Source organism: Aquamicrobium terrae, from assembly GCF_040545735.1.
Classification (GTDB): Bacteria; Pseudomonadota; Alphaproteobacteria; order Rhizobiales; family Rhizobiaceae; genus Mesorhizobium; species Mesorhizobium terrae_A.
Window position 1 is genome coordinate 77,243 of sequence record NZ_JBEPML010000013.1, and the last position, 19,094, is coordinate 96,336.

At 64.9% G+C, this 19,094-nt stretch carries 24 protein-coding genes; 16 read left to right on the top strand and 8 right to left on the bottom strand.

The features are described 5' to 3' along the window. The first annotated feature begins 3 nt into the window (after positions 1 to 3). From pstB to phoB, 3 genes are read left to right on the top strand one after another with little or no spacing between them, the layout of a single operon-like run. The gene (gene pstB, locus ABID37_RS17785) at positions 4 to 825 is read left to right on the top strand and encodes a phosphate ABC transporter ATP-binding protein PstB (protein WP_354197200.1); all 822 of its coding nucleotides are present in this window, start codon (positions 4 to 6) and stop codon (positions 823 to 825) included. A 34-nt stretch (positions 826 to 859) separates the two neighbouring features. After that, positions 860 to 1,567 (top strand): phosphate signaling complex protein PhoU, encoded by a 708-nt coding sequence (gene phoU / locus ABID37_RS17790; protein WP_354197283.1) that lies wholly within the window; start codon positions 860 to 862, stop codon positions 1,565 to 1,567. Positions 1,568 to 1,587: 20 nt separating this feature from the next. Continuing rightward, the gene (gene phoB / locus ABID37_RS17795; RefSeq protein WP_354197202.1) at positions 1,588 to 2,277 is read left to right on the top strand and encodes a phosphate regulon transcriptional regulator PhoB; all 690 of its coding nucleotides are present in this window, start codon (positions 1,588 to 1,590) and stop codon (positions 2,275 to 2,277) included. Here the strand turns inward: phoB and ABID37_RS17800 are convergent. Continuing rightward, positions 2,256 to 3,509, bottom strand: coding sequence for an ROK family protein (locus ABID37_RS17800; protein WP_354197204.1), 1,254 nt, complete (start codon positions 3,507 to 3,509; stop codon positions 2,256 to 2,258). The genes phoB and ABID37_RS17800 overlap by 22 nt on opposite strands. A gap of 233 nt (positions 3,510 to 3,742) precedes the next feature. Between ABID37_RS17800 and xylF the strand changes: the two genes are divergently transcribed. The 4 genes from xylF to ABID37_RS17820 all read left to right on the top strand — a co-directional run bounded on the left by xylF (position 3,743) and on the right by ABID37_RS17820 (position 8,944). Further along, on the top strand, positions 3,743 to 4,783 hold the full coding sequence (xylF, locus tag ABID37_RS17805) for a D-xylose ABC transporter substrate-binding protein (protein WP_354197206.1): 1,041 nt from the start codon (positions 3,743 to 3,745) through the stop codon (positions 4,781 to 4,783). 325 nt (positions 4,784 to 5,108) lie between these two features. Beyond that, positions 5,109 to 6,425: a sugar ABC transporter permease gene (locus ABID37_RS17810; RefSeq protein ID WP_354197208.1), complete on the top strand. Its 1,317-nt coding sequence runs from the start codon at positions 5,109 to 5,111 to the stop codon at positions 6,423 to 6,425. Between the two features lie 11 nt (positions 6,426 to 6,436). Further along, the gene (locus ABID37_RS17815; protein WP_354197210.1) at positions 6,437 to 7,237 is read left to right on the top strand and encodes an ATP-binding cassette domain-containing protein; all 801 of its coding nucleotides are present in this window, start codon (positions 6,437 to 6,439) and stop codon (positions 7,235 to 7,237) included. Between the two features lie 93 nt (positions 7,238 to 7,330). Continuing rightward, positions 7,331 to 8,944, top strand: coding sequence for a CHASE domain-containing protein (locus tag ABID37_RS17820; protein ID WP_354197212.1), 1,614 nt, complete (start codon positions 7,331 to 7,333; stop codon positions 8,942 to 8,944). 124 nt (positions 8,945 to 9,068) lie between these two features. Here the strand turns inward: ABID37_RS17820 and ABID37_RS17825 are convergent, their stop codons facing one another. The 5 genes from ABID37_RS17825 to ABID37_RS17845 form a co-directional block, all read right to left on the bottom strand. Next, positions 9,069 to 9,317 (bottom strand): YMGG-like glycine zipper-containing protein, encoded by a 249-nt coding sequence (locus tag ABID37_RS17825; RefSeq protein ID WP_354197214.1) that lies wholly within the window; start codon positions 9,315 to 9,317, stop codon positions 9,069 to 9,071. A 111-nt stretch (positions 9,318 to 9,428) separates the two neighbouring features. Beyond that, complete coding sequence (locus ABID37_RS17830) at positions 9,429 to 9,731, bottom strand: hypothetical protein (protein ID WP_354197216.1); 303 nt, start codon at positions 9,729 to 9,731, stop codon at positions 9,429 to 9,431. Positions 9,732 to 9,899: 168 nt separating this feature from the next. Beyond that, positions 9,900 to 10,949, bottom strand: coding sequence for a sensor histidine kinase (locus ABID37_RS17835; protein WP_435521581.1), 1,050 nt, complete (start codon positions 10,947 to 10,949; stop codon positions 9,900 to 9,902). Positions 10,950 to 11,104: 155 nt separating this feature from the next. Beyond that, entirely contained in the window at positions 11,105 to 11,269 is a 165-nt protein-coding gene (locus tag ABID37_RS17840) for a DUF1328 domain-containing protein (RefSeq protein ID WP_082550044.1), read from the bottom strand. An 87-nt stretch (positions 11,270 to 11,356) separates the two neighbouring features. Then, a complete protein-coding gene (locus ABID37_RS17845) occupies positions 11,357 to 12,154 on the bottom strand; it encodes a response regulator (RefSeq protein ID WP_354197221.1) in 798 nt (265 codons plus the stop codon). Positions 12,155 to 12,389: 235 nt separating this feature from the next. Between ABID37_RS17845 and ABID37_RS17850 the strand changes: the two genes are divergently transcribed. Together ABID37_RS17850 and ABID37_RS17855 are read left to right on the top strand one after the other, a co-directional pair. After that, positions 12,390 to 12,581 (top strand): NepR family anti-sigma factor, encoded by a 192-nt coding sequence (locus ABID37_RS17850; protein ID WP_435521584.1) that lies wholly within the window; start codon positions 12,390 to 12,392, stop codon positions 12,579 to 12,581. 3 nt (positions 12,582 to 12,584) lie between these two features. Further along, entirely contained in the window at positions 12,585 to 13,133 is a 549-nt protein-coding gene (locus tag ABID37_RS17855; RefSeq protein ID WP_354197225.1) for a sigma-70 family RNA polymerase sigma factor, read from the top strand. Here ABID37_RS17855 and ABID37_RS17860 read toward each other — a convergent pair. Then, positions 13,106 to 13,507: a response regulator gene (locus ABID37_RS17860; RefSeq protein WP_354197227.1), complete on the bottom strand. Its 402-nt coding sequence runs from the start codon at positions 13,505 to 13,507 to the stop codon at positions 13,106 to 13,108. The two genes, ABID37_RS17855 and ABID37_RS17860, sit on opposite strands and share 28 nt — an antisense overlap. A 153-nt stretch (positions 13,508 to 13,660) precedes the next feature. Between ABID37_RS17860 and ABID37_RS17865 the strand changes: the two genes are divergently transcribed. The 4 genes from ABID37_RS17865 to ABID37_RS17880 all read left to right on the top strand — a co-directional run bounded on the left by ABID37_RS17865 (position 13,661) and on the right by ABID37_RS17880 (position 15,610). After that, entirely contained in the window at positions 13,661 to 14,434 is a 774-nt protein-coding gene (locus ABID37_RS17865; protein ID WP_354197229.1) for a Crp/Fnr family transcriptional regulator, read from the top strand. 113 nt (positions 14,435 to 14,547) lie between these two features. Then, positions 14,548 to 14,874, top strand: coding sequence for an ElaB/YgaM/YqjD family protein (locus tag ABID37_RS17870; protein ID WP_354197231.1), 327 nt, complete (start codon positions 14,548 to 14,550; stop codon positions 14,872 to 14,874). 13 nt (positions 14,875 to 14,887) lie between these two features. Continuing rightward, complete coding sequence (locus tag ABID37_RS17875; protein ID WP_354197233.1) at positions 14,888 to 15,349, top strand: hypothetical protein; 462 nt, start codon at positions 14,888 to 14,890, stop codon at positions 15,347 to 15,349. Positions 15,350 to 15,430: 81 nt separating this feature from the next. Further along, positions 15,431 to 15,610, top strand: coding sequence for a hypothetical protein (locus ABID37_RS17880; RefSeq protein WP_354197235.1), 180 nt, complete (start codon positions 15,431 to 15,433; stop codon positions 15,608 to 15,610). A 31-nt stretch (positions 15,611 to 15,641) separates the two neighbouring features. On the opposite strand, the gene ABID37_RS17885 is transcribed toward ABID37_RS17880, so the two are convergent. Beyond that, positions 15,642 to 16,544 (bottom strand): diacylglycerol/lipid kinase family protein, encoded by a 903-nt coding sequence (locus ABID37_RS17885; RefSeq protein WP_354197237.1) that lies wholly within the window; start codon positions 16,542 to 16,544, stop codon positions 15,642 to 15,644. A gap of 239 nt (positions 16,545 to 16,783) precedes the next feature. Between ABID37_RS17885 and ABID37_RS17890 the strand changes: the two genes are divergently transcribed. The 3 genes from ABID37_RS17890 to ABID37_RS17900 all read left to right on the top strand — a co-directional run bounded on the left by ABID37_RS17890 (position 16,784) and on the right by ABID37_RS17900 (position 18,966). After that, entirely contained in the window at positions 16,784 to 18,193 is a 1,410-nt protein-coding gene (locus tag ABID37_RS17890; RefSeq protein WP_354197239.1) for a PRC-barrel domain-containing protein, read from the top strand. 171 nt (positions 18,194 to 18,364) lie between these two features. Beyond that, positions 18,365 to 18,670, top strand: a complete 306-nt coding sequence (locus tag ABID37_RS17895) for a GNAT family N-acetyltransferase (RefSeq protein ID WP_354197241.1) — start codon at positions 18,365 to 18,367, stop codon at positions 18,668 to 18,670. Further along, positions 18,667 to 18,966: a GNAT family N-acetyltransferase gene (locus tag ABID37_RS17900; RefSeq protein ID WP_354197243.1), complete on the top strand. Its 300-nt coding sequence runs from the start codon at positions 18,667 to 18,669 to the stop codon at positions 18,964 to 18,966. The genes ABID37_RS17895 and ABID37_RS17900 overlap by 4 nt, the downstream gene beginning before the upstream one ends. The last annotated feature ends 128 nt before the right edge of the window (positions 18,967 to 19,094 follow it).

Sequence of the window (19,094 nt, forward strand, 5' to 3'; positions counted from 1 at the left end):
CCCGTGAACATCATGAGCGAAGCAAGCATCGAAACCGCAGTGAACGACAGGACGGCCGCCGCCCCGGAAACCGTCAAGATGCGGGGCGAGAAGGTCGGCGTCTTCTACGGCGACAAGCAGGCGCTGTTCGACGTGGACCTTCTGGTGCGCCAGAACCAGGTGACGGCGCTGATCGGCCCGTCCGGCTGCGGCAAGTCCACCTTCCTGCGCTGCCTCAACCGCATGAACGACACCATCGACAACGCCCGCGTGGTCGGCAGGATCACGCTGGACGGCGAGGACATCTACGATCGCAACATCGACGTGGTCGAGCTACGCTCGCGCGTCGGCATGGTGTTCCAGAAGCCGAACCCGTTTCCGAAGTCGATCTACGAGAACGTGGCCTACGGGCCGCGCATCCACGGCCTTGCCCGCAGCAAGACCGAACTGGACGCCATCGTGGAATCGAGCCTCAAGCGGGCCGGCCTGTTCAACGAGGTGAAGGACCGGCTGCACGAGCCGGGCACCGGCCTGTCGGGCGGCCAGCAGCAGCGCCTGTGCATCGCGCGCGCCATCGCCGTGTCGCCGGAGGTGATCCTGATGGACGAGCCGTGCTCGGCGCTCGACCCGATCGCCACGGCGCGCGTCGAGGAGCTGATCGACGAGCTGCGCGAGAACTACACCATCGTCATCGTCACCCACTCCATGCAGCAGGCGGCGCGCGTCTCGCAGCGCACGGCCATGTTCCATCTCGGCAATCTGGTCGAGGAGGGGCCGACGGAGAAGATGTTCACCAACCCCGACGACAAGCGCACGCAGGACTACATCACTGGCCGTTTCGGCTGAGTGCGCTGGCGTTCCAACAGATGAGGATTGGATGATGGGTGCCCATACGGTGACCGCCTTCGACGACGATCTGCAGGAGATCGAAAGGCTGGTGCGGGACATGGTCAGTCTGGCGCGGTCGATGGTCGACGAGGCGACGCAGAGCCTGATCGTTCCCGATACGGCGCTGGCGCAGCGCGTCGTTTCCGAGGATGCCGTCATGGACAGCTTGCAGCGCACCCTGGACGACCGCGCCATCACGCTGATCGCCAAGCGCCAGCCGATGGCGCAGGACCTGCGCGCCGTGGTCGGCGCCATCCGCATGGCCGGCGATCTGGAGCGGATCGGCGACCTCGCCAAGAACATCGCCAAGCGGGTCGATGCCGTGGGCAAGTCGGCGATGCCGCGCGGCCTCGCCCGCTCCATCGAGGACATGGCCGAACTGGTGCTGGAGCAGGTGCAGGGCGTGATCGACCAGTATGGCGCGCGCAACCCTGAGGAACTGGTGCGGCTGCGCGACGAGGACGAACTGATCGACGTCAAATACACGTCGGTGTTCCGCGAATTGCTGACCTATATGATGGAGGATGCGCGCAACATCACTGCCTGCACGCATCTGCTGTTCTGCGCCAAGAATCTGGAACGGATCGGCGACCATGTGACCAATATCGCCGAAAATGCCTATTATGTGCTGACCGGCGAGCAATTGCCGGCGCATCGGCCGAAGCAGGACGAGACCGGCGTGCCGGTGCCGGCGGCCTGAGTGTTTCGAGGAGACGAGGCATGATCGCACCCCGCATCATGGTGGTCGAGGACGAGGAGCCGCTGGGCGTGCTCCTGCGCTACAATCTCGAAGCCGAGGGCTATCAGGTCGAGATCGTCACGCGCGGCGACGAGGCCGAGTTGCGGTTGCAGGAAAACGTGCCCGATCTTCTGGTGCTCGACTGGATGGTGCCGGCGATCTCCGGCATCGAACTGTGCCGGCGGCTGCGCATGCGCGAGCAGACCGAGCGCCTGCCGATCATCATGCTGACGGCGCGCGGCGAGGAGAGCGACCGGGTGCGCGGCCTCTCGACCGGGGCCGACGACTATCTGGTCAAGCCGTTCTCCATGCCCGAGCTGGTGGCGCGGGTGAAGGCGCTGCTGCGCCGGGCCAAGCCCGAGGTGCTGTCCTCGGTGCTCAAGGTCGGCGACATCGTGCTCGACCGCGAGCAGCACCGCGTCTACCGCAAGAAGAGCGAGATCAAGCTCGGCCCCACCGAATTCCGCCTGCTGGAATTCATGATGCAGCATCCCGGCCGAGTGTTCTCGCGCGGGCAACTGCTCGACAATGTCTGGGGCGAGACGATCTATATCGACGAGCGCACGGTGGACGTGCATGTCGGGCGGCTGCGCAAGGCCGTCAACACCGGTCGCATGCCGGATGTCATCCGCACCGTGCGCGGTTCGGGCTACGCCATCAGGGAAGACTGAGACCGGTCGGCGCCTTCCGTGCCCGACCTGCCCGAGGCGAAGATCTGGTGGTCGACATGGGTCAGCGCCCGCATGGCGCAGCCTTCGCGCAGCAGGGCGATCTGGTCGGGCTCGATGCTGAAGCTGATCGAGCCCGAATGATGGCCGCCGGCGGTCCTGGCGATCGCCTCGCGCAGCGCCGGCTCGATCAGGTCGAAGGCGGCCGCGTTCAGTCCGACCAGCGCCACGGGGGCGGGGTCGATGAGGGCGAACAGGCTGCCGAGACCGAAGCCCAGCGCCTCGCCGGCGATGCGGAAGGCCTGCCGCTCGGGCCCGTCCTGCGCGCGGGCGGCGTCGGCCAGCGCCCGCATTTCCGCCTCGTCTATGTCGCCGCGCGGCTCCTCGCTCTCGTCGTGGCCGCTGGCGTTGCGCCAGATGGCGTAGCTGCCGGCATAGGCCTCGATGCAGCCGCGCCGGCCGCAGCGGCAGAGCGCCCCGTCGGGGCGGTGGACCATATGGCCGAACTCGACGCCGGACGAATGGGTGCCGGTGAACATCGCCCCCTTCAGCACCAGCCCCATGCCGATGCCGTGCGACAGCAGGATGGCGATGAAGTCGTCGCGATAGCGTTGGGGGTCGCGCCAGCGCAACGCCTCGGCCATCATGTTGGAGTCGTTCTCCACCGTCACCGGCACGGAGAACTCGGCTTCGAGCAGGTCGGCGAAGGGGATGTCGGTGTGCGGCGTGATCGGCGACCACAGCATGGAACGGCCCTGCGCGTCGGTGATGCCCTGTATGGCCAGCACGATGCGCAGCACCGGCCGGCCCTCGCGCGCCTTGTGTTCGAGCCGGCGGCGGAGCATGGCCACGCATTCGGCGATCAGTTCGTCGCGGGGGAGGGCGCGCGTGTCGAGGCGGCGCTGCTCCTCCTCCAAAAGGTTGCCGGCATAGTCGAGGCTGACGGCCGCCAGGCTGTTCAGCGACAGCATCAGCGTGACGACGCATGCCGCCAGGGGGTGAAGCGCAAGCCCGACCTGCGGCCGCCCGCGCTTGAGGGCAGGCGGCTCCTGCCGCGTTTCCAGCAATATGCCCTCGGCGATCAGGTCGGACGAAATGGCCGAGATGGTGGAATGGCTGAGCCCGGTGATGGCGGCGATCTCGGTGCGCGAGACCTGTCCGCCGCGCCGTGCGGCAGCGATCACCATGGCGCGGTTGCGCCGGCGCAGATCGTCGTGCCGCATTCCAACGGTCATGGCCTTCGAACTCCTCCCGTCCTGCTTGCCGCCCATAGCAGGCAGCCAAGTGTGTCAGAAGCGCCGGGTGCTGTCATTATTTAATTCGAGTTTCGAAATAAATAGCCCGACGGCGACGAAATCCGTTGACACCGTCCCGTCCTTGCGCCACACTTTTTTCGAGGCTCGAAAAAAGTCTCCAGTCGGCTTAACGGGTCAGATCAGTGGCGCCCGCTGGGCGCAGGGAGGAAATCATGAGGAAATTCACGGCCGCCATTCTGGCAGGGGCCGCCTTGTCGCTGACGCTTGTCGCCACCGCGCAGGCCAAGGACAAGGTCATCGGCGTTTCCTGGTCGAACTTCCAGGAAGAGCGTTGGAAGACCGATGAGGCGGCGATGAAGGCCGCCATCGAAGCCGCCGGCGACAAGTATATTTCGGCCGACGCGCAGTCGTCGGCCTCCAAGCAGCTCACCGATGTCGAAAGCCTGATCAGCCAGGGCGCCAATGCGCTCATCATCCTGGCGCAGGACGCCTCGGCCATCGGCCCGGCTGTGCAGAAGGCGCTCGACGAGGGCATCCCGGTGGTCGGCTATGACCGCCTGATCGAGAACAAGGACGTCTTCTACCTCACCTTCGACAACAAGGAAGTCGGCCGCTTGCAGGCCAGCGAGGTGTTCAAGCTGAAGCCCGAGGGCAACTACGTCTTCATCAAGGGCTCGGGCGCCGATCCGAACGCCGATTTCCTGTTCTCCGGCCAGATGGAGGTGCTGAAGGAGGCCATCGATTCCGGCAAGATCAAGAATGTCGGCGAGGCCTATACGGACGGCTGGCTGCCGGCCAACGCCCAGAAGAACATGGAGCAGTTCCTGACCGCCAACGACAACAATGTCGATGCGGTGGTGGCCTCCAATGACGGCACCGCCGGTGGCGCCATCGCCGCGCTTCAGGCGCAGGGCCTTGCCGGCTCGGTGCCGGTTTCGGGCCAGGACGGCGACCATGCCGCGCTGAACCGCATCGCGCTCGGCACCCAGACCGTGTCGGTGTGGAAGGACGCGCGCGAGCTTGGCAAGAACGCGGCGCAGATCGCCAGCGAACTGGCCGACGGCAAGGCGATGACCGACATCGCCAATGTGCAGGACTTCACCACGCCGGGCGGCAACACCGTCAAGTCGGTGTTCCTGACGCCGGTCGCGATCACCAAGGACAATCTCAACGTCGTCATCGACGCCGGCTGGATCACCAAGGATGCGGTCTGCACCGGCGTCGCGGCGGGCAGTGTCACTGCCTGCGACTGAGCCGTTCCGGTTTCGGAAGCGCCGGGATTCCGGCGCTTCCGGCCCCAATGCGGCCATCTGCCGTGGCATGCCCGGCATGAAATCCTCGAACTTCGAAACCGATGAGAGAAGCCGGGCGCCTTGCCGATCCGGCTTGCAAAACCGCTATGCACTTTTGCTGGAATTGCCCTGGATCGCCGTGCGTCCATCCGGACGCACAAAGGACGATCCAAATTATTGATAGAGCATCGGAATCACCGAAAACCGGATTCCACTTTTCGGTCCGATGCTCTAGCATGACCGTGCGGCGCATTTGGCGGCCTGTCCTGGCCGGCGGGAGGAACCCATGAACGATGCGACCTCAGCGACGACGGCCGACCGGGCGCGGGAGGCTGATCTCGGCCTGCTCGGCCGCTTCCTCAAGGCGACGGAACTCGACACCCGCATGCTGGGCATGCTCGGCGCGCTGGTGCTCATCTGGATCGTGCTGCATTTTCTTTCCGGCGGCCTGTTCCTGACGCCGCGCAACCTGTGGAACCTGTCGGTGCAGACCTCCTCGGTGGCGATCATGGCCACCGGCATGGTGCTGGTCATCGTGCTGCGCAACATCGACCTGTCGGTGGGCTCGATGGAGGGCATCGTCGGCATGATCATGGGCGTCCTGCAGGCGCAGATCCTCATCCGGGTGATGGGATTTCCGCTCGGCGATCCATGGATATGGGTGATCGCGCTTGCCTGCGGCATCCTCGCGGGCCTGCTCATCGGCGCGTTCCAGGGCTTCATCATCGCCTATCTCGAGGTCCCTGCCTTCATCGTCACGCTCGGCGGGCTGCTGATCTGGCGCGGCGCCGCCTGGTGGGTCACCAGCGGCCAGACGGTGGCGCCGCTCGACGCCACCTTCCAGCTCATGGGCGGCGGGCCGATGGGCTCGATCGGGGCCGGCTGGAGCTGGGCGGTGGCGGTGGCCGGCTGCCTCGGTGTCGCCTTCCTGATGCTCAACGGGCGCAGGCAGCGCAAGCGCTTCCGCTTCCCCCTGCGGCCGGTCTGGGCCGAAGTGCTGCTCGGCGGCGTCGCCTGCGCGGCGATCCTCGGCGCGGTGTGGGTGGCGAACTCCTATCCCTGGCCGGTCGGCATCGTGCGCCGCTACGCCGAGGCGCGTGGCATCGAGGTGCCGGAAGGCGGCCTGTTCATCGCCCATGGCATCGCCATTCCCGTGCTGATGGCGGTCGCCGTCGGCATCGTCATGACCTTCGTGACCAACCGCACCCGCTTCGGCCGCTATGTCTTCGCCATCGGCGGCAATCCGGAGGCGGCGAACCTCGCCGGCATCAACACGCGCTGGGTGACCATGAAGGTGTTCATGATCATGGGCGTGCTGGTGGCGATCAGCGCCGCGATCTCGTCGGCCCGCCTAAATGCCGCGACCAATGCGCTGGGCACGCTGGACGAGCTTCTGGTGATCGCCGCCGCCGTCATCGGCGGCACGTCGCTGGCCGGCGGCTCGGGCACCATCATCGGGGCCATGCTCGGCGCATTGCTCATGCAGTCGCTGCAATCGGGCATGGTGCTGCTCGGCATCGACTCGCCGTTGCAGAACATCGTCGTCGGCGCCGTGCTGGTCATCGCGGTGTGGCTCGACACCGTCTACCGCAAGCGGGTGTAGGAGGAACGACCATGGCGGAAGCCGCAAACAGCAGCGCCGTGCCGCTCATCGACATGCGCAACATCTCCATCGCCTTCGGCGGTATCCGCGCCGTCGACGATGCCTCCGTCGACCTCTATGGCGGCGAGGTGGTGGCGCTGCTCGGTCACAACGGCGCGGGCAAGTCGACGCTGATCAAGATCCTGTCGGGCGCCTACAAGCGCGATGCCGGCGAGATCTTCGTCAATGGCGAGGAAGCGGTGATCAACAATCCGCGCGACGCCAAGAAATACGGCATCGAGACCATCTACCAGACGCTGGCGCTGGCCGACAATGTCGACGCCGCCGCCAACCTGTTCCTCGGCCGCGAGCTGATGACGCGGTGGAACACGCTGGACGACGTGGCGATGGAAGCCGAGGCGCGCAAGGTGATGGGCCGCCTCAACCCGCGCTTCCAGCGCTTCAAGGAGCCGGTGATCAAGCTGTCGGGCGGCCAGCGCCAATCGGTGGCGATCGCCCGCGCCATCCTGTTCAATGCCCGCATCCTCATCATGGACGAGCCGACGGCGGCGCTGGGGCCGCAGGAGACGGCGCAGGTCGGCGAGCTTGTGCGCCAGCTCAAGGCCGACGGCATCGGCATCTTCCTCATCAGCCACGACATCCACGACGTGTTCGATCTCGCCGACCGGGTCTGCGTGATGAAGAACGGCCAGGTAGTCGGAACGGCAAGGACCCAGGACGTCACCAAGGACGAGGTGCTGGGCATGATCATCCTCGGGAAATGCCCGCCGGGCGCCATCCCGGGGCCGGGGGCGCTGAAGATAGCGGCATGAATGCAACAACGTGACCAGCCCGGGCACGCGCCAGCTTGTCAAGGCGCGCGGACTTGCTAGAAATGCAGTCCCAGGCAAGGATCGCGTAGCCAGTTGAAGAGACTTTTCCCGCTTCTGACGTTTCTGGCCGTTGCGCTGATCAGCATGGTGATGGCGGGCTTCGCCTATTTCGCCACGCAGGAAGCGACACGGATCAAGTTCGAGGCGACGGTGGACGACGCGATCTCGCGCATCGACACTCGTCTCGACCTGCATTTGACCATGCTGCGGGCCACCCAGGCGTTCTTCGATGCCCATGGCAACCACGTTTCCCGCAACGAGTTCCAGGCTTTCATCTCGGCGCTCGATGTGGGGGTGAATTTCCCCGGCCTGCGCGGCATCGGCTTCCTCCAGCTTGTCCGCAAGGGAGACGAGGAACTTGCCGAGCGCGCCATCCGCCAGGAACAGGGGCTCGACCGCAAGGTCTACCCGGAAGCGACCCAGCAATGGCGCACGCCGATCCTGATGTTCGAGCCGCTCAAGCCGTCGAGCGATTCGGTGATCGGCTTCGACATGTTCAGCGAGCCGGCCCGCCGGGAGGCCATCGAGGCGGCGATGAAGGACGACGCGCATCACGCCACCGGGCCGGTCATGCTGGGCGGCAACAGCGGCGTCGAGCCCTATCCGGGCTTCATCGTCTTTGCCCGGTTGAAGCAGGATGCATCGCCGGGAACGGTCGCGACCAGCACGCCGGTCACGCAGGGCTTTCTCTATGCCGCCTTCCGCGCCAACGAACTGTTCCAGTTGGCGCTGCGGCGCATACCCCTGCTGCCGGTCCATGTCGAAATCTATGACGGCGAGGTCGAGCCGCAGCGGCTGATGTTCAGTTCCGCCACCCCGGCGGCCACCACCCTCGGCGGGATCGTCGATACAAGGCGGATGAATGTCGCCGGGCGGCAGTGGATCCTGCAATTCCAGCCGACAAGCGCGTTCTCGCCGCCATCGTCGCGGGTCATCCCGGTCATGCTCGGCCTGTTCGGGCTGTTGCTGGCCGGGGCCATTGCGCTCGTCGCCCGCTACAAGGAGCGCGCCTATCATGCGGCCGAGCAGCTTCACGAAACGGCGGAAAAGAGCCTGCTGGAAAAGGACCTGATGCTTCAGGAGATGAAGCACCGGATCAAGAACCTCATCACCCGCATCCTCGCCATCGCCCGGCAGACGGCGTCGCGCGCCACCGACGTCAAGGAATTCTCCGATTCCTTTGCCGCGCGCCTCCAGGCGATGGCCGCCTCGCAGGACATGCTCACCCGCTCGCGCTGGCAGAAGGCGGACCTCAGCGAACTGCTGCGCATCGAGCTCGGCCAGGTGTTCGGCAAGGACCTGCCGGACGGCCTGCTGTCCGGCCCGCAGGTCCTGCTGGACGAGACGGCGACGCAGGCGCTAGGCCTCACCTTCCACGAGCTGGCCACCAATGCGCTGAAATATGGCGAGGCCGGGCATTCAGTGGATGCGCTGAAGGTCGAGTGGCGGATGGAGCGGCTCGACCGAAAACGGATGCTGGTCCTCAACTGGCGCGAATCCGGGCAGGAGGGACTTGCCGAGCCGGCAAGCACGGGCTTCGGCACCAAGCTCATCGATATGAACATCACGCGCGAGCTGAACGGCTCCATCGAGCGCCGCTTCCTGCCCAGCGGCCTGCAGGTCGAGATCAGGATTCTGCTGAAATAGGCGGGTCCGAACGCCGCCCCACCTTTTTCCGGCACCGCCGGCTGGAAAGCCTGGTGACCGTGACAGGGCCAAAAAAGAAGGCCGGGATGCCCGGCCTTCCGTGTTGTCCTGTTCGTTGCCCCGATCAGTTGCAGCGGGCGGTGTAGATGCGGCGCGTATCGGGGTCGCGATACTGGCAATAGCCGTTGCGCAGATTGCGCACCAGCAAGCCGGATCCGGCGCCAACCGCCGTACCAATCAGGGCACCCCTGCCGCCGCCGGCAATGCCGCCGATGACCGCACCGGCCGCCGCGCCGACGCCCACATCCTGTTCGGTGGTCGTGCAGCCGCTGAGGGCCGCCAACGCCGCAACGACGACGATGATCTTCCGCATTTAGTCACTCCTCTCGCTTCAATGTCCCTCGCCTCGTGGCGATCACATGCCGATTAACACACTACCGTCAAGGTTGTGCCAGCGATTTCCCTTGCCGGCAACATGGGCTTTTCAAGGGCGATGACCGTTGGAGGCAACCTGCATGCCGCCCTTTTCGACCGTCGCTTCCAGCGTGCCGTTCGGATGCACCTGCCAGACGATCTCGGCATATTCGTCTTCAAGAGCCGGATCGACCGCGATGCAGGTGCCGAAGACGCGCTCCGTACGCTTCGAGAACGCGTTCAGGGCCGGCTGCTTTTCTGCAGCACACTCCTCTACGGTCTCGAATACGGTGGTCGGGGCCGGCAACTCCGCGCATTGCGAAAGGTCACCCGAACACCCGATGATCAGCAATACTGCAGCAATGTGTTCCATGGCGTTGTCCTCTGGACAAGGAAACGCACAGGGTGACCCAAGGTTCCGGTCCTGCGAGCCTGCCCAAGGGTCTATGGCGTATCGCCCAATAGTCGGAACCGATCCGCCAATGACCTCAGGTCGTGGAAACAAGAGCCCCAAACGGAGAGCGTCAAGCCGCTCCGGCGCTCAGTCGGCCTCGAAATTCCCGCTTGGAATGAGCAGCCGATATTCGAGCCGGTCGTCGACCAGTTCGAGCGATGCCTGGCCGTTGAGCGCCGCGGGCACGACGCGTTCCAGCGTGACGCGCCTGAAATCCCGGTTGGGCGGCAGCTCGCTGCCCCGGTCAAGCCGTTCGACCCATGACAGATGCAGGGATGGGTTGTCTGTCGCATCGCCGCCATCCGCCATTTCCGAGCGCACGTTGATCTTGCCGCCGGGATGCGACAGGGCCCCGTGTGAGAGCGAGTTCACCACCAGCTCATGCATGGCAAGGCCGATATGGAGCGCGGCATTGGGATTGAGATAGGGGTTTATGCCTTCGAAGTGCAGCTCGCTTTCGTTATAGGCCGCGTTGTGGCCGAACTGCCCCTGGATCAGCTCGCGCAGCTCGGCACCGCGCCAGTTGGAGGAGGTGACGAGGTCCTGCGAGGCGGCCAGCGATTGCAGCCGGCCCTGGAAGCTGGTCAGGAAGTCGGAAATGGTCTCCGAATGCCGGCCGGTCTGGCTGGCAATGCTCTGGATGATGGCCAGCAGGTTCTTGGAGCGGTGGCTGACCTCGCGCAGCAGGGCGCGCAGGCTCTGTTCGCGGCGCTTGCGCTCGGTCGTCTCCACCTTGGTGGTCATAACGCCGCGGACGACGCCTTTCTCGTCGTGATCGGGATCGACCCAGATCTCGAACCAGCGCAGCCCGTCGTCGCCGGGGGCGTTGATCTCGAAGCGGTGGGCGTTGCCGGTGGCGATGGCGTCCTCCCGCGCGGAGATGATGCGAGAAGTCTGTGACGGCGGCAGGATGGTGTCGCCCTCGGCGCCTTGCATCCAGGGGGCGGCCATGTTGCGGGCCCACACGGTCCTCAGGTCCCTGTCCTGATAGAGGACGGACACGCCGGCGTTGCGCAAGGCGTGGAGCAAAGCCCTGCCGAGCTGGGATTCGTCGCGTAGTGACGGGTCTATGACCTCGTCGCTTGCCTTGGGGTCGCTCACCTGGGGTGGTGCCCTGGAATCGGTTTTTGAACCCATTTTATCTACTCTCTGGGTACCGGCCGTACGACACGCCTAATGAGATTCCGTCAAAAATGCGTTCCGCCGGACAGCGCTTCATTGCAAAGCACTGCCCGGCGGCGGCTGGAAACCGGTTGAGGGGGGCGGTTTCCAGTTCTCGGAAAACCGTTCGTTCATGCACGCCTGAAAATACCGGCCAGCAGCGATATCACCAGGAAGGCCAGAAAGATGAAGAACAGAATCTTGGCGATGCCGGCCGAAGCGCCGGCAATGCCGCCGAAACCGAGCGCGCCGGCTATGATGGCGACGACGAGGAATACAAGCGTCCAGTAAAGCATTGATCGAACTCCTCTTTATCTTCTCTGGCACATCCGCCTGAAAAAACGCCGCCTCACGGCAATGGTTCCGCAGTTGCCGGAAAAATATCAGGCGGCGGCCTTTGCCTGCCGGTCGAAGAACAGGGCCTGGCTGATCAGGGCCTTGACCATGTCCGGGTTGAACGGCTTGGTCACCAGGAAGGCGGGCTCCGGGCGCTCGCCGGTGAGAAGGCGCTCGGGGAAGGCGGTGATGAAGATCACCGGCACCGGCGTGGCGGAGAGGATCTCGTTGACCGCATCGATGCCCGAGCTGCCGTCGGCGAGCTGGATGTCGGCCAGGACCATGCGCGGATGCGACTTTGCGAACATGCCGACCGCCTCGGCATGGGTGCGGGCGATGCCGACCACGCGATGGCCCAGGCTTTCCACCATTTCCTCGATGTCCATGGCGATCAGCGGCTCGTCCTCGATGATCAGGATGTCGGTCGCCACCTGCCGCGAAATCTCGCTGCTCGCCTCGGCCAGCAACCGGGAGAACTCGGCTTCGTCGAGGTCGAGGATCTCGGCCGCCTGCTTTTCATCGAATCCCTCGACGGCGACCAGCAGGAAGGCCTGGCGCGGGCGCGGGGCCAGGGCGTTGAGATTGGCGGCCGCGTTCTGTTCCCAGTCGGGAAGGGCGGATTGCTCCTGCGGAATGCGGATCGCCACCGAGGTGAACATGCGGGCGAAGATCTTGTAGAGGGCGATGCGGTCGCTGGAGGCCTCGGGGAAAATGCTGGTGTCGGCGATGATCGCCTCGAGCATCGCCGCGACCAGCGCATCGCCGCTTTCCTGCGAGCCGGAGACGGCACGCGAGAATCGGCGCAGGAAAGGCAGGTGCGGGGCAATTGTAGCGGACAGAGTCACGATGTACGTCTCCCTCATATGACGCGTTGCATGAAAAGCCGGATGCAAGGGTTTGCAAGGCCTGAGGCACAAAAACACGCTGCAATGCAAAAAGTTCCAGCCTGGATGGAACTAAATTGGCTAAGGGACGTTTGCGGCTGGATCGATCAACGCGGGGGCTGCGCTTGTTTCGTTTCGTGCGAGGGCGTGATGGGACAGGCGATCAGGGTATGGGACAGAAGGCAGAATGAAAACATTGGACAAGAACACGACGGCCAGCGCTCCGGGGCGCGAGAGCCGTACTGCGGACCCGCTCGGGCCAAATTCCGAAATCGGCCGAAAGCTCAAGCAATATTACGACGACCTCGTTCATGACGAGGTTCCCGATCGTTTTGCGGAATTGCTGGGCCAGCTCGAGCGAGCCGAGACGGCTCAGGACAAGGACTGATGCATGGCCGTGACCGCAGGTTTCAAGGACGATCTGCTGAAGGCAATCCCCAGTCTTCGGGCCTTCGCCGTGTCGTTGTCGCAGAATGTCGACAAGGCGGACGACCTCGTACAGGAAACGCTCGTCAAGGCTTGGGACAAGCATGAGAGCTTCCAGCCCGGCACCAACCTCAAGGCCTGGCTGTTCACCATCCTGCGCAACGAATTCTATTCCCAGATGCGCAAACGCGGCCGCGAGGTGCAGGACACGGACGGCATCATGACCGCGCGGCTGGCCGTCCATCCGGCCCAGCACGGGCAGCTCGATCTGGACGATTTCCGCAGCGCGCTGGAGCAGCTTCCGGAAGACCAGCGCGAGGCCATCATCCTCATCGGCGCCTCGGGCTTTTCCTACGAAGAGGCGGCCGAGATCTGCGGTTGTGCCATCGGCACCATCAAGAGCCGCGTCAGCCGGGCCCGCTCGCGCCTGCAGGAGATCATGCAGATTTCGGGCGAGGAGGATTTCGGGCCAGACGCAATTTCCACTCAGGTGATGACGTCGCCGGCCGACTGAGAAGGCGCGGCCCTGTGGGCCGCCGCCAGCGCCCTTACCAGATCGTCACCGGAATAGGGCTTTTCCACCAGCTCGACATATGGGAAGCGCACCCTGATCTCGTCCGTCATCATATGGCCGGAAGCGAAGATGAAAGGGATGCCCTGCTGTTGCAGGCGGGCCGCGAAATCCAGGGTCGGCACGCCGTTGATCATCAGGTCGACGATGGCGGCGTCGATCCCGTCGGTGAGGCTGCCATCGCCGAGTTCCGCATGCCGCCCCGCGATGGAGACTTGCGCGGCGCCGTGGTCGAGGCAGATCGTCTCGACATCCAGAGCGATCAGATATTCATCTTCGACCAGAAGAATGTGCAGACCGTCGAGCGGGGTGGCCACGGGCAGGTACTCCCTCAAAGGAGGGCACTCATGTCTGTTAGGGGGGCTGTTGTCATTTAAAAATGACATAGGATCGTCGGTATCGGGGCGGATTGTCGGTGTGGGGCCGGAACTTTCCGGGCTGCGGTCGATTTCAGGAGGATGAAGGCGGAAATGGGGAACGAGAGCGGGGAGCTTTTGCCGGAAACGGGGTCGGCACGGCGTTATCCATGTGAAGAATGCCCTTTGAGGCCGCTGCCGGCGTTTCGCGCGTTCGAGCCTGAGGAGCTGGAGTTCATCGCCCGTTTCAAGCGCGGCGAGCTGGTCGTCGACCGGGGGGCGACGGTGCTGGTCGAGGGCAGCCACAGCCCGCATCTCTATACCGTGCTGTCGGGCTGGGGCTTCCGTTTCAAGCTGCTGCCGGATGGACGCCGCCAGATCCTCAACTATGTCATGCCGGGGGACCTGATCGGCCTGCAAGGCAGCATCATGGGCGAGATGCAGCATTCGGTGGAAGCGCTTTCGGGACTGATCCTGTGCGTGTTCGAGCGCGACAAGCTGCTGGAACTCTACAGCAAGCATCCGGGCCTCGCCTATGACATCACCTGGCTCGCTTCCCGCGAGGAGCGGATGCTGGACGAAAACCTTTTGAGCGTCGGCCGCCGCAGCGCGATCGAGCGCGCGGCCTATCTGCTCGCCTTCATTCATGAGCGGGCGCGCGCCGGAGGGCTGGGAACGCGCAGCCGGGTGGCCATTCCCATCACCCAGCAGCATATCGCCGACACGCTGGGCCTGTCGCTGGTCCACACCAACAAGACGCTGCGCAAGCTTGTCCAGCGCGGTGTCATCGAGTGGCGCGACGGCGGCTGCGAGGTAGTTGACCTCCAGAAACTTCTGTATATTTCCGGCTGGGAGGGGCTGGACGAAGGCAAGCGGCCGCTCGTTTGAGCGGGCAGGCAGCCGGGTGTCGCAAGGAAGGCGGGTCTGCGGGCAACGAGGCTGGAACCTTGGCGCATGCCCGGCGTTGTGATCCCGGCTACACGAAACACAAGGAGTTGATCATGGCCGCAGCAGCCGGAAAATCCGCAGTCGACAACAAGACCAATCCCGATCTCGAAGCCGACATCCGCCAGTTGAAGGCCGATATCGAGAAACTGGCCAAGCAGCTTGCGGAAACCGGGGAGCATGGTTACGGCACCGCGCGCAGGGCTGCGGTTCAGGGCGTCGAGCAACTGCGTGTGCAGGGCGAGGCGGCCATGGACAGCCTCAAGAGCAATGCCCGCGACCTGGAGGAGCAGGTGCTTGCCAGTGTGCGCGAGAAGCCGGTGACGTCGCTCGCCATCGCGGCCGGCGTCGGCTTCCTGTTCGCCCTCCTGTCGCGCCGCTGACGGCGTCAGGCTCATGGGGGCGTTGCTATCGTTGATCGCCGGTTTCGCCTCGGGCGAGACCGCTGCGGCGTTGCGGCGTGCCAGGCTTGCAGCCATCGCCTATGGGCTGGCGGGTGTTGCGGCCCTGTGCGGCATCGGCTTCCTCATCGGCGCCCTGCATATCTGGGCTTCGGCGCGTTATGGCGTGCTGGAGGCGACACTGGGCTTCGGCATCGGCTTTCTGGTCATTGCGGGGCTGATCCTGCTGATCTTTCGTCTCGGCGCGGGCTCGCGGGCCCGCCGCCGCAGACGCAGGCGCGCCGCCGACATGACCGCGCTCGGCGCCACGGCGGCGCTGGCCGCGCTGCCGGCCCTGCTGCGCAGCCGCGCCGGGCCGGGGCTCGTGCTGGGGCCTGCCTTCGCCCTGCTGGCCTATGCCATCTATCGCGAGAACGCCAGGCCCGGCGGCCACCCCATGGACACCGAGGAGGATTGAGCCGGGAGCGCAGGAACCTTCGCTTCCGGATGCCGTTGACCTTGCGATAGCCGGTTACGGCCGGGACTCAAGGAGACGATGATGGCCAGGATATTTCCCGAGCAGAAAGCCAAACAGGGTCGCAGCGGCTGGCGTGTGCTGGTCATCCTGATCTGCGGCGTCGTGCTTGCGCTGGTGGCATGGGGCGTGGCCGAACTGGTGGTGCCGGGAGACGAGGCGCCAACTCCCACCCAGACCGAGACGGCTCCCGCCGCTCAGTGATTGGAGAGGCCGGACACCTGCTCTCGCCGCATCAGGCCTCGGCAGGAACGAGGACGTTCAGCGCCTTGGGGTGGATTTTCAGTTCGGTTTCCTTGTCGAGGTCGACAAGCTCGCCATCCATCGCTGCATAGGGCTTCTTGCGTGAGTGGCGGATTTTCAGGACGACATGGTCTGTCTGGTGGATTTCCACATGCTCGTTGTCGCGCCATTTGCCGCGCGCCACGTTGAAGGCGAATTTCAGCACTTCGCCGCGCTCGCGGGCGACCGTCACATATACGCCCAGCGTGCCACCGGCGGGGTCGTCCGCATAGGGCAGGTGGCCTTCGCCGAACAGGTTGTTGGTGATGCCGATGGCGCTTGCATGCGCTTCCAGTTCCGCCTCGCCGATGAGCAGCGTGACGTCCATTGCCGGGGGATCGACCAGCGTGGTCCAGGCCGCCTTGAACGAGGCGCCGATCTTTCCCAGCCGCGAACCGAAGTCCATCTTGTCGCGCAGGTGGATCATGCGCGCATGCATGCCGATAGAGAACTGATGCACGAAGGGCTTGCCGTTGGCGGTGGCCATGTCCACCGGCCTGATCCTGCCCGTGGCGAAGGCCGCGACCGCGCCGTCCAGCGTCTGCGGGATGCCCAGGCCGCGCGCGAACAGGTTCATGGTGCCGGCCGGCAGCACCGCCAGCGCCTTCTTCTTGCCCATCAGACGCGCGGCGGCGGCCGAGATGGTGCCGTCGCCCCCGCCGGCAAGGACCACGTCGACGTTGCGCTTCCTTACAGCCTTGTCGAGGGCGCCGGGCATATCGGAACCGGACGCGATATCGATTGCGATGCTGTGACCGGCCGCCTTCAGCGTCCCGGTCATGCGCTCGCAGAAACCGTCGAGATCGGTCGTACGCAGGGTTCCGCCGTCCTTGTTGAGCACTGCGGCAAATCGCATGGTCGAAACCTCTGGCAACTGAACAAGCCTGCCCGCCGGAAAGACAAGTGCCCGCCAGAACGGCGCGTTGCGTGTTTGGTTCCCTCAATGTGCTTGAATTTCACAAGAAAAAGAGCGGCCCATCCCCGGAACAAGAGCGGTGACTACACGTTTCTACTCAGCAGGCACGCTGCGGGTCTCCGAGATTACCGCGGCGGTGCGAAGGTCGATTGACCAGAACACACACGAGGAGAGATGACATGATCCGCAAGCTTCTTGCAACGACAGCGCTGGCGTCGCTGATTGCCACCGGTGCGTTGGCGCAGGAGACGACCGCGCCGGCGGACACAGCGCCCACGACGACCGAGCAGCCGGCCGCGCCAGTGGTGCAGGCCGACGGCCACCTGGTTTCCAATATCATCGGCGAGACCGTTTATAACGGCACCGCAGACGATGCCCAGAACATCGGCAAGGTCAGCGACCTCGTGTTCGACAAGGATGGCAATGCCGTCTCGGCGATCATCGGGGTCGGCGGCTTCCTGGGCATCGGGGCCAAGGATGTGGCTTTCGACTACGACAAGCTGCAATGGGCTGAAAAGAATGGCGACCGCTGGCTGATCGCGGCTGTGACCAAGGAGGAGCTGGAAACCCAGCCGGCTTTCGACTCCACGCCCTACAAGCCGGTGACGCCGGCGGCTGAAGCGCCTGGCGTGGCTCCCACGGACGGCACCGCTTCGCCCGACGGCACGGCTGAGGCGCCGGCCACCGACATGCAGACGGCACCGGCGGAACCCGCCCCCGCCGTCGAGCCCGTCGAGGGCAATCTCGCTTCGCTGATCATCGGCGAGAGCGTCTACAACGGTACCGGCGACGATGCGCAGGATATCGGCAAGGTGAACGATGTGGTGCTGTCGAAGGCCGGCCAGGCCGAGTCGCTGGTCATCGGTGTCGGCGGCTTCCTCGGCATCGGCCAGAAGAACGTCGCCTTCGATTTCAACAAGGCGGAGTGGGCCGAGCGTGACGGCGATCGCTGGCTGGTCGTCGAAGCCACCAAGGAATCGCTCGAGGCCCTGCCCGACTTCGACCGTCGCGGCTATGATCCGGCCCCGGCCGCATCCGCCGAGGCTACCGACACTCCTCCGGCCGTGACCCCGACGACCGATGCCCCGGCGACGACCGAGGCGCCGGCGACAACCGATGCCCCGGCGACAGATACGGCCGCCAACCCCGAGGCGCAGCCGGATGCAACCACGCCGGTCGCACCGGCCGCTCCGCAGACGACCGAGGCGCCGACAACTCCGGATGCTGACTCGACCGGGGCGATCGACAAATCGACCCTGACCGAAGTCCAGATGACCGACATGACGGCCAACGACCTCAACGGCACCACCGTGTATGGCGCCGATGACGCCCAGGTGGGTGAGATCGGCGACGTGGTGCTGACGCCCGACGGTCAGGTCGACGCCGTGATCGTCGACGTCGGCGGCTTCCTCGGCGTCGGCTCCAAGCCGGTGGCGGTCGGTATGGATACGTTCAAGGTGATGGCCGACAAGGACGGCAAGAAGTATCTGTACACCGAGTTCACCAAGGAACAGTTCGAGGCGCATCCGGCCTATGATAAGGACACCTACGCCGCCAACCGCGACCAGCAGCGGATGATGGTTCAGTAACCGGTGTTCCATACCTGACGAGAGACTGGACCCGCGCCGCCATGGCGCGGGTCTTGTCGTCGGAAGCGCTCTGGACATGATGGGTCTGCCCGTCCAACTTGACCGCGCGGCTGGAAGCGTATTCCCGTAGAGCCGTTTCCTGTCCGTCCCGGCACTGCAAGGAGCATTTGCATGAACGACCAGCTACCCCAAATCGAGCTAGAAGAGAACGGCCCGAAAGGCCGCTATGTGCTGCACGGACTGGACGGTGCCGAAGCCGAGATGACCTTCACCAGAGTGGGCAAGCAACTTATCATCGACCATACCGGCGTGCCGGATGCCTTTCGCGGCCAGGGTGTGGGCGCGCGGCTGGTCGCGCGCGCGGTGGAGGATGCGCGCGCCGCCGGCCAGAAGATCATCCCCCTGTGCCCGTTCGCGGCGGCCCAGTTCCAGCGTCATCCCGAATGGGCGGACGTGCTGAAGCAGCAAAGGCAATGACGATCATGGAAACCGAAATCCGCAAGGCCGAAGACGGCGGCAAGGGCCGCTATGTCCTGCCCATGCCGGGCGGCGAGGAGGCCTATCTCACCTATGTGCGCAGCAGCCCCGACCACATATTGATCGACTACAGCTTCGTGCCGCCCTCCGCGCGCGGCAAGGGCGTCGGGGCGCGGCTCGTCGCCCATGCCGTCGAGGACGCAAGGGCGAACGGCATGCGCATCACGCCCGTCTGCGGTTATGTGGCCGCCGAATTCCGCCGCCATCGCGAATGGGCCGATGTTCTGGCCGCATAGCGAGGCCGTCGCCCGTTTCTGTTGCAGGCGCCGCACCGTTTCTTAAGGTGTTGGACCCTAGACAGGTTCAGGATCGACTGGTCCTAGCGCGTGCAACTGGGAGATCGAGAGGGTGCGCTGTCCCATGG